Here is a 9,360-nt window from a genome sequence, read left to right as displayed (position 1 = left end):
ACTAGCTTTTTTGTGAAAAATTGTGTAAAATAGAATAGATAAACGAGGGGAAACCTCGGAAAATTTAAAGGAGAATCTATCTAATGGTAAAATTGGTTTTTGCTCGCCACGGTGAGTCTGAATGGAACAAAGCTAACCTTTTCACTGGTTGGGCTGATGTTGATTTGTCTGAAAAAGGTACACAACAAGCGATTGACGCTGGTAAATTGATCAAAGAAGCTGGTATCGAATTTGACCAAGCTTACACTTCAGTGTTGAAACGTGCGATCAAAACAACTAACTTGGCTCTTGAAGCTTCTGACCAATTGTGGGTTCCAGTTGAAAAATCATGGCGTTTGAACGAACGTCACTACGGTGGTTTGACTGGTAAAAACAAAGCTGAAGCTGCTGAACAATTTGGTGATGAGCAAGTTCACATCTGGCGTCGTTCATACGATGTATTGCCTCCAAACATGGACCGTGATGATGAGCATTCAGCTCACACTGATCGTCGTTACGCTTCACTTGACGATTCAGTTATTCCAGATGCTGAAAACTTGAAAGTGACTTTGGAACGTGCCCTTCCATTCTGGGAAGATAAAATCGCTCCAGCTCTTAAAGATGGTAAAAACGTATTCATAGGAGCTCACGGTAACTCAATCCGTGCCCTTGTAAAACACATCAAAGGTTTGTCAGATGACGAAATCATGGACGTGGAAATCCCTAACTTCCCACCATTGGTATTCGAATTTGACGAAAAATTGAACGTAGTTTCTGAATACTACCTTGGAAAATAATTTGTAAAAAGAAAGCCTAGGAATACCTAGGTTTTTCTTTTTATTCTAGTATCCAACTCTTCGAAAAAGCGTTATAATGATAGTAAAGAGTGACTTGTTTGTAAGAAAGAGAGAAGGACGATGGCTTATATTGAAATGAAACACAGCTACAAGCGTTACCAGGTTGGGGATACAGAGATTGTGGCAAATCGCGATGTGAATTTTGAAATTGAAAAAGGGGAGCTGGTCATTATTCTTGGCGCTTCAGGTGCTGGAAAATCAACCGTTCTCAATCTCCTAGGAGGAATGGATACCAATGATGAAGGGGAAATCTGGATTGATGGTGCCAATATTGCAGACTATAGTTCGCACCAACGAACAAACTATCGTCGTGAAGATGTAGGTTTTGTTTTTCAATTTTACAATCTAGTATCCAATCTGACAGCCAAGGAAAATGTGGAGTTGGCATCAGAAATCGTGACAGATGCCTTGGATCCAGAGCAAGTGCTCAAAGACGTAGGTCTGGCTCATAGGCTCAATAACTTTCCAGCCCAGCTTTCTGGAGGGGAGCAACAGCGAGTCTCCATTGCACGCGCGGTAGCTAAAAATCCTAAAATTCTCCTTTGTGATGAACCAACTGGAGCCTTGGATTATCAGACAGGCAAGCAAGTCTTGAAGATTCTCCAAGACATGTCTCGTCAAAAGGGAGCGACGGTAATCATCGTGACTCACAATAGCTCGCTAGCTCCTATCGCAGATCGGGTGATTCACATGCGTGATGCCACTGTTATGAGAGTAACAATCAATGCGCATCCACAGGCTATCGATACATTGGAGTATTAGCATGAAAAAAACATACCGAAAAGACTTGCTCCAGTCGGTGACTGCTTCCAAGGGACGCTTTGCTTCTATCTTGACCTTGATGATGCTGGGTTCTTTAGCCCTAGTTGGCCTCAAAGTGGCCAGTCCAAACATGGAACGTACTGCAGAAGATTATCTCCGTAAAGGAAATACCTTGGATCTGGCCGTGATAGCTGATTATGGCTTGGATAAAAAGGATCAAGACGAACTAAAGACCCTTCAAGGAGTAAGTGTTGAGTTTGGCTATATGGCAGACCTAACCGTTGAAAATAGTGAAGAAGCGGTTCGACTTTATTCCAAGCCGGAGGGAATTTCAACCTTCCAAGTGACAGAAGGGCGACTTCCAGAGGCTGATGGGGAAATTGCCTTAGCTGATTTCTGGAAAGACCGCTATCAGGTTGGGCAGACTATCACCTTTAGCAACACAGAAGAAGGGAAGCCCGTCATAAAATCCCAATCTTTCACCATTACTGGATTTGTTCAGTCGGGTGAAATCCTTTCTAAAGAAGATTTAGGAGGAGCTAGTAGTGGAAATGGAAGCTTGGCTGGCTATGGAGTGATTTTACCCAGTCAGTTTGATTCAGATGTTTATAGCATTGCGCGTGTGCGCTATGACGATTTAAAAAATTTGGATGCCTTTTCATCAGACTATAGAAGCAAACGAGATCAACATCAGGAAGCATTGCAAGACTTGCTAGCTGATAATGGTCAAAAACGATTAGAAAGTATCAAAACAAATGGGCAAAAGAGCTTGGAAGATGGAAAAGAACAGCTCCAAACATCTGAAAGTAACCTTCAAAAAGGCAAGAGTCAGTTAGAACAGGCTGAAAGTCGATTGAAAACTCAAGAAGAACAAGTGACCGCTTTGCCTGAGCCTCAAAAGAGTCAAGCCAAGGAGCAATTGACAAAAGCTAAGAAAGAATTGGCTACAAAAAAAGAAAAAATGGCTCAGACAGAGAGTAATCTAGCCAAGGAAAAAGAGAAGCTTGAACAACACCAGAAAGAGCTTGATGAACTGGCAGAGCCTACTTACCATGTATACAACCGCCAAACCATGCCAGGCGGTCAAGGCTATCTCATGTACAGTAACGCTTCAGCAAGTATTCGTTCTGTCGGGAATATCTTTCCCGTGGTGCTTTTTATGGTTGCTGCAATGCTAACCTTTACAACTATGACTCGCTTTGTGGATGAAGAGCGTACCAATGCTGGTATTTTCAAGGCCCTAGGTTACCGGAATCAAGATATTGTTGCCAAGTTTGTCCTCTATGGTTTTCTTGCAGGAACTGTAGGAACCGTTTTAGGAACACTTTTAGGACATTATCTCCTTGCAGGCGTGATTTCGGATGTTATAACAGCTGGAATGGTCGTTGGGAAAAGTCAGGAGTATTTCTATTGGTCTTATAGCCTTCTGGCCCTGGCCTTAAGTTGGGTATCCAGTGTCTTGCCAGCTTATCTAGTGGCACGGAGGGAATTGCACGATGAAGCAGCCCAACTTTTGCTGCCCAAACCTCCCGTTAAAGGATCAAAGATTTTGCTGGAACGCCTGAGCTTTATTTGGAGTCGTTTGAGCTTCACTCATAAGGTTACGGCGCGAAATATTTTCCGTTATAAGCAACGGATGTTGATGACCATTTTTGGAGTTGCGGGTTCGGTTGCTCTCCTATTTGCAGGTCTTGGCATTCAGTCTTCTGTGGGAGGAGTTGTCGATCGTCAATTTGAACAAATCCAGCAATACCAGATGATTGTAGCGGAAAAGAGCAGTGTAACGGAGAAAGAAAAAGCAGACCTAGAAAGTGCCTTGCAATCTGAGCCTATTCATGCTTACCAAAAAATCTACTCTAAATCCATTGAAAAAGATTTCAAAGGAAAAACAGGACTTCAGACTATCACCATAATGGTCACAAGCCGAGAAAATTTCAAACCCTTTATCGCATTAGAGGAAAATGGCCAAGAGGTGCAGGTCACAGATGGAGCAGTCGTGAGTCAAAAACTAGCTCAACTAGCAGGTGTTACGGTTGGAGATAAGCTGGAGCTTGATGGAAAAGAAATCAGGGTATCGGCTATTTCTGAAAACTATGTTGGACACTTTGTTTATCTCAACCGAAAAACTTATGAACAAGTCTACGGTATCAGTCCGAAAGACAATACCTACCTAGTAAAATTAAAAGAGCCAACACCATCCAATACGGAGAAAGAAGCTGCGGCCTTTATGAAAAAAACTGCTGTTTCTGGGGTGATCCAAAATGCAACAGCTATCCACCTCTTTGAATCTGTAGCCAATTCTCTCAATAAAACCATGGCAATCCTTATCCTTGTTTCCGTCTTGCTAGCCATTGTCATTCTTTACAATCTCACCAATATTAATGTGGCAGAACGTATCCGTGAACTTTCCACTATCAAGGTTCTCGGTTTCCATAATAAAGAAGTGACCCTCTATATCTACCGAGAGACCATGGTGCTGTCTTTTGTGGGGATTGTTCTCGGTTTGGTGGCCGGCTACTATTTACATCAATTTTTGATTCAAATGATCTCACCTGCCACCATACTTTTTTATCCACGAGTCAGCTGGGAAGTCTATGCTCTTCCAATCGTCGCAGTGACTGTGATATTAGCCTTACTGGGTCTCTTTGTCAATCACCACTTGAGAAAGGTGGATATGCTTGAAGCCCTGAAATCAGTAGAGTAAGTCAATTTTTTAAAAAGTAAATCTGTTGACAAAGTCTCTGCTTCTTGGTAGAATAAGAACTGTCGTAAAGACAAATAACTTCTTCTTGGTTGCAGGCATGCCAACCTGTCACTCGGATGAAGCCAAATAAAAAGGAGAAACATCATGGCAATCTCAAAAGAGAAAAAAAATGAAATCATCGCACAATATGCACGTCACGAAGGTGATACAGGTTCAGTAGAGGTTCAAGTTGCTGTCCTTACTTGGGAAATCAACCACCTTAACGAACACATCAAACAACACAAAAAAGACCACGCTACTTACCGTGGATTGATGAAAAAAATCGGTCGCCGTCGTAACTTGCTTGCATACTTGCGTAAAAACGACGTTAACCGTTACCGTGAGTTGATCAACTCTCTAGGACTTCGTCGTTAATTCAAGATACAAAGGCCGTCAAAAGCACAAAGCAAAAATAGGAAAATTGACGAAGAAACTTCAGTTTCTAGGAGATTTTATCTTTTTTGCCAAGTGCTTAGGCCGTGTTCAATTGAGCATATCTTGATAATGAAGCTACTCTAAATTGGGTAGCTTTTTTGTATGGATTTTATCCCAATCTAAAATCAGCTCTCTAATTTTAGAGGGCTTTTTATGTTGTCATCGTACCTCGATATACTCAAGTATAATCTTAGGTTACGGTTCCTAGCACTGTAAGGTAAAATAAACCAGATATTCTCCCTTCGGGGAGATTTTTTGTTTTAAAAAAATTCAAATCATCACTTGACAAGTGAGTATTCACTCACTATAATAGATTTATCTTTAAAAAAGTGAGTGTTCGCTCACCTAGGAGGAAGTAAATGAAAACATTGCTACATTTACAAGATTTACAAAAATCTTTTGGTCAACAACTTGTGTTAAACCACGTTGGTTTTGAATTACAGTCTGGGGAAATCATTGGTCTAATCGGTCCTTCTGGTGCTGGTAAATCAACCATGATTAAAACCATGTTAGGGATGGAAAAGGCAGATAGCGGTATCGCTTTAGTCTTAGACCAGACCATGCCCAACCGTCATATTCTGGGAGATATTGGCTATATGGCCCAGTCAGATGCTCTTTATGAGGCTTTGTCAGGACAAGAAAACTTGGAATTTTTCGGCCAGCTAAAAGGGATTCCTAAAAAAGATTTGACAGCTGAAATTACCCATGTGGCTCAAGTGGTAGACTTGACAGTTCATTTAAATAAGGCCGTGTCTGGTTATTCCGGAGGGATGAAACGACGCTTGTCGCTGGCTATTGCGCTTTTAGGAAACCCTCAACTCTTGATTTTGGACGAACCGACGGTTGGAATCGACCCTTCTCTTCGAAAGAAAATCTGGCGAGAGTTGATGGCGCATAGAGACAAGGGCGTAGGGATTTTGATCACAACTCACGTCATGGATGAGGCAGAGCTGACAGATAAGGTCGGTCTACTATTAGGTGGAAAAATCATAGCCTTTGATACACCATCCAAGCTAAAAGAATCTTATGGTGTTTCAAGTATTGAAGAAGTCTTTTTGAAAGCAGAAGGAGAATGAAATGAGAACAATTGCCATTGCAAAAAAAGTCATCAAAGAATTGCTACGTGACAAACGGACACTGGCCCTAATGTTTGTGGCACCAGTCTTTATTATGTGGCTGATGAACCTCATGTTTTCGGCTAGTACAACGGTGACTGTTAAGCTAGCGATACAAGATGTGCCAAGTAGTTTGGTAAGTAGGATGGATGACTTAGAGCATGTCAGTGTCAAAACATACAAAGACTTGGATCAAGCTAAAGAGGCTTTAAACGATGAAAAAGTAGATGCAGTTATCTCTTATAAGGATGGGGAATATAATGTAGCCTATGCTAATACAGATGCCTCTAAAACTTCGGTGATCCGACAAGTATTACGCACCAGTATTGCCAGTGAAGACACCAATCAATTATTAGCCCGTGTGAAGCAATCCCTTCCGCAATTAGAACTAAAGGTAAAATCTCCTGAAATTAAGGAATCTTATGAATATGGTAACGAGGACACCGGCTTCTTTGCTAAAATGATTCCTGTTTTGCTTGGGTTCGTCGTTTTCTTCTTTGTCTTTTTGATTTCAGGGATGGCACTCTTGAAAGAACGTACTAGCGGAACCCTAGATCGTTTGTTGGCAACCCCAGTTAAACGTTCGGAAATTGTTTACGGCTATATGTTGTCTTACGGCTTTATTGCCATACTGCAGACAGGAGTAGTCGTTCTAGCAGCCATCTGGTTGTTGAAAATTGAAGTTGTCGGAAGTCTGTTAAATGTTATAATAGTTAATGTGGTACTGGCTCTGGTGGCACTAGCCTTCGGAATTCTCTTGTCTACCTTGGCAAAATCAGAATTCCAGATGATGCAATTTATTCCTCTTGTGATTATGCCGCAACTCTTTTTCTCAGGAATCATTCCACTTGATTCAATGGGAGACTGGGCAAAAACGCTAGGGAAATTCTTGCCTTTGACCTACTCAGGTGATGCGATGAGTCAGATTATTCTTTACGGACGTGGACTTGGAGATATTTTACCAAATATTGGTGTTCTACTAGTCTTCCTTGTCGCTTTGACAGTTCTCAATATTGTCGGCTTGCGTCGTTACCGTAAAGTATAAAATGTAAATGTACGAGGATGAAAATGAGTGAGAGTGTTTTTGAGTCGTTTGAAGCTTATCTAAAGGGTGCAGACTATCCCAAGGGAAAGAAAAAAATCATGCAGGCGGCGGTCGATTTGATTTCTACTAAGAGTTACAATGGGACCTCCACCTTACAAATTGCCAAACATGCGGGACTTAGCCAAGCAACGCTCTTCAAGTATTTCAATACCAAAGAAGATTTATTAACGGCTATTTTGCACCCTGTTGTTCCAGGACTTTTCGGTCGTTTTTTTGAAGAACTTTTAGCCTTAGAAACGACTGAAGAAAAGGTGCATTATCTGGTCCAAAATCGTATGGCCTATCTCAAAACGAATCGCGCTTTGATGAAAATTATTCTTCAGGAAATTTTTTCAAATAAGAAACTGAGAAAAGAACAACTTTATATTTGGAATACTCTTCAGGATAAATTATTAGTACTCCATAAGGAATTGATAGCAGATTCACGAGTGAATCCTGAAATCACGGTTCCTCAAATGGTTCGTATTTGTATAGGTCCCTTATTGTCCTACTTTGCCCAACTCTATATCGTTAGCGACAATAGTGACATAAGAGAAGAAGACTTGAATTTGTTGGAAAAACAGATTTTAGGTGGTTTGTGGAAATAAACGCCGACTGAAATGATATTTCTTAAAATAAAATACAAAAAGGACATGTTTCTGACTAAAGCAGATTTATGTCCTTTCTTTTCAGTTATGTACATTGTTTAATTGGTTTTTCTTTGTGATTCTTGGGAAGTAGTTCCTATGAAATCATATTACAGTGGTTATTTTTTGATATAATAATTCTTAAAACTTAGGAGGCAACAGATGATACACAAACATGAAATTCCAATTTTAGAGTTTGCCTGCTATCCTCTGGTAGAGAACTTAGGAATTCCCTTTTTCTTTGAGTATGCCTATTCTTACTTGCAGAGAGGAAGCAATGAAAACTCAAATGGCTTACTAAGAGAATATTTTCCAAAGAAAACAGATTTAGCCGCTATTTCTGATGAGGCTTTGAAAAAGGCCTTATATGACATCAATCACCGACCACGAAAGTGTTTAGCTTACAGAAATGCTTGTGAAGCCCTAGAGGATGAGTTCAAGTAAATGTTGCACTTATTCTTACAATTTATCTTTTACTAAAAATTTTGTACAATCTTCGGCTTACCGCCTAGTCTATAAACGGTTTATCTAGCAAGAATCATGATACTAAGGGCGTAAGAAATCCGTATGAAAATAGGGAAATGACACAGTGTTCGATGAACACAAGGAGTTTCATCTTTTTCACTAGGATTTTAGCCCGGGCTCAAATCAGCTCTCGGACTTCAGAGGGCTTTTTTATTGAGGTTTTATCGGTCACAATTTTGGAGACTACAAAAACCTCAAATGGTATCAGCTAATTACACCATAAGGGTGCGTAGCTACTCGGCTTGAAAAGCCGAGTAGCTGTCTGCAAGCCCCTTCGGAGAGCCCACACTTTACGAAGTAAAGTATAGTATGTTATACTTTACATGGAAGTAGTCACCGAATTCCAGTTAGAAATTACTTTGTAACTACGTTTTGAGGAGGAGTAAAATGCTTTCCTATGTTCGACATTACCCACTAGCGATAGCTAAATTAATGTGTCTGTGCTCTCCTAAAATCTGCTGATTTATTACTGACTAATACAGGAGGTTTTTATGGGACAGACAATCATATCTGCTATTGGTGTTTATATTTCCACCAGTATCGATTATTTAATTATTTTATTTATTTTATTTGCACAGCTATCACAGAATAAACAAAAATGGCATATTTATGCGGGGCAATATCTAGGCACAGGCTTACTTGTAGGGGCGAGTTTAGTTGCTGCTTATGTCGTTAATTTCGTGCCTGAAGAATGGATGGTTGGATTGCTTGGTTTAATCCCTATCTATTTAGGGATTCGCTTTGCAATTGTTGGAGAAGGTGAGGAAGAAGAGGAAGAAGAGGAAGAAATTATTGAAAGATTAGAACAAAGCAAGGCAAATCAACTGTTTTGGACAGTTACATTGCTGACAATTGCGTCTGGCGGAGATAATTTAGGTATCTATATACCTTATTTTGCTTCGTTAGATTGGTCACAGACCCTCGTGGCGTTGCTTGTGTTTGTAATCGGCATAATTATCTTATGCGAGATTAGTCGGGTGTTATCCTCTATTCCGTTAATATTCGAGACAATTGAAAAATACGAGCGAATCATTGTGCCCTTAGTATTCATTCTACTTGGACTATACATCATGTATGAAAATGGCACGATAGAGACTTTTCTGACCGTGTAGATTTTTTTGTTTCACTAGGATTTTATCCCGAGCTCAAATTGGCTCTCTGATTTTCAGAGGGCTTTTTATGTTGTCACCTTACCTCGACATACTCAAGTTTA

General features: G+C 40.3%; 8 protein-coding genes and 1 pseudogene. All 9 read left to right on the top strand.

All coding sequences use genetic code 11. The features are described from left to right. Window positions 1-83 precede the first annotated feature (83 nt). The 9 genes and pseudogenes from MK482_RS07145 (at window position 84) to MK482_RS07105 (ending at window position 9,259) form a co-directional block, all read left to right on the top strand. Window positions 84-776 carry a phosphoglycerate mutase gene (locus tag MK482_RS07145; protein WP_050117836.1) on the top strand — a complete coding sequence of 231 codons (693 nt, stop codon included), beginning with the start codon at window positions 84-86 and terminating at the stop codon, window positions 774-776. A 120-nt stretch (window positions 777-896) separates the two neighbouring features. After that, complete coding sequence (locus MK482_RS07140) at window positions 897-1,598, top strand: ABC transporter ATP-binding protein (protein WP_268718363.1); 702 nt, start codon at window positions 897-899, stop codon at window positions 1,596-1,598. Next, window positions 1,594-4,302, top strand: a complete 2,709-nt coding sequence (locus tag MK482_RS07135) for an FtsX-like permease family protein (protein ID WP_326845883.1) — start codon at window positions 1,594-1,596, stop codon at window positions 4,300-4,302. The genes MK482_RS07140 and MK482_RS07135 overlap by 5 nt, the downstream gene beginning before the upstream one ends. A gap of 144 nt (window positions 4,303-4,446) precedes the next feature. Beyond that, complete coding sequence (rpsO, locus tag MK482_RS07130) at window positions 4,447-4,716, top strand: 30S ribosomal protein S15 (RefSeq protein ID WP_001018251.1); 270 nt, start codon at window positions 4,447-4,449, stop codon at window positions 4,714-4,716. A 419-nt stretch (window positions 4,717-5,135) separates the two neighbouring features. Next, a complete protein-coding gene (locus MK482_RS07125; RefSeq protein ID WP_268718361.1) occupies window positions 5,136-5,852 on the top strand; it encodes an ABC transporter ATP-binding protein in 717 nt (238 codons plus the stop codon). A gap of 1 nt (window position 5,853) precedes the next feature. After that, on the top strand, window positions 5,854-6,936 hold the full coding sequence (locus tag MK482_RS07120) for an ABC transporter permease (RefSeq protein ID WP_268718360.1): 1,083 nt from the start codon (window positions 5,854-5,856) through the stop codon (window positions 6,934-6,936). A 23-nt stretch (window positions 6,937-6,959) separates the two neighbouring features. Further along, window positions 6,960-7,583: a TetR/AcrR family transcriptional regulator gene (locus tag MK482_RS07115; protein WP_268718359.1), complete on the top strand. Its 624-nt coding sequence runs from the start codon at window positions 6,960-6,962 to the stop codon at window positions 7,581-7,583. A gap of 231 nt (window positions 7,584-7,814) precedes the next feature. Continuing rightward, a pseudogene (locus MK482_RS07110) lies at window positions 7,815-8,066 on the top strand (transposase); the annotation flags it as partial. 572 nt (window positions 8,067-8,638) lie between these two features. After that, window positions 8,639-9,259 (top strand): CadD family cadmium resistance transporter, encoded by a 621-nt coding sequence (locus MK482_RS07105; protein ID WP_000531713.1) that lies wholly within the window; start codon window positions 8,639-8,641, stop codon window positions 9,257-9,259. Window positions 9,260-9,360: the final 101 nt, after the last annotated feature.

Origin of the sequence: Streptococcus mitis (genome assembly GCF_026782865.1) — a bacterium.
Lineage (GTDB): Bacteria > Bacillota > Bacilli > Lactobacillales > Streptococcaceae > Streptococcus > Streptococcus mitis_CG.
This window is presented reverse-complemented; position numbering and strand designations above follow the sequence as displayed.

Excerpts from the sequence above, each read along its gene's own strand:
- MK482_RS07115 (WP_268718359.1), top strand. The coding sequence starts at position 6,960 with ATGAGTGAGAGTGTTTTTGAGTCGTTTGAAGCTTATCTAAAGGGTGCA.
- MK482_RS07140 (WP_268718363.1), top strand. The coding sequence starts at position 897 with ATGGCTTATATTGAAATGAAACACAGCTACAAGCGTTACCAGGTTGGG.
- MK482_RS07145 (WP_050117836.1), top strand. The coding sequence starts at position 84 with ATGGTAAAATTGGTTTTTGCTCGCCACGGTGAGTCTGAATGGAACAAA.
- MK482_RS07105 (WP_000531713.1), top strand. The coding sequence starts at position 8,639 with ATGGGACAGACAATCATATCTGCTATTGGTGTTTATATTTCCACCAGT.
- MK482_RS07120 (WP_268718360.1), top strand. The coding sequence starts at position 5,854 with ATGAGAACAATTGCCATTGCAAAAAAAGTCATCAAAGAATTGCTACGT.
- MK482_RS07125 (WP_268718361.1), top strand. The coding sequence starts at position 5,136 with ATGAAAACATTGCTACATTTACAAGATTTACAAAAATCTTTTGGTCAA.
- rpsO (WP_001018251.1), top strand. The coding sequence starts at position 4,447 with ATGGCAATCTCAAAAGAGAAAAAAAATGAAATCATCGCACAATATGCA.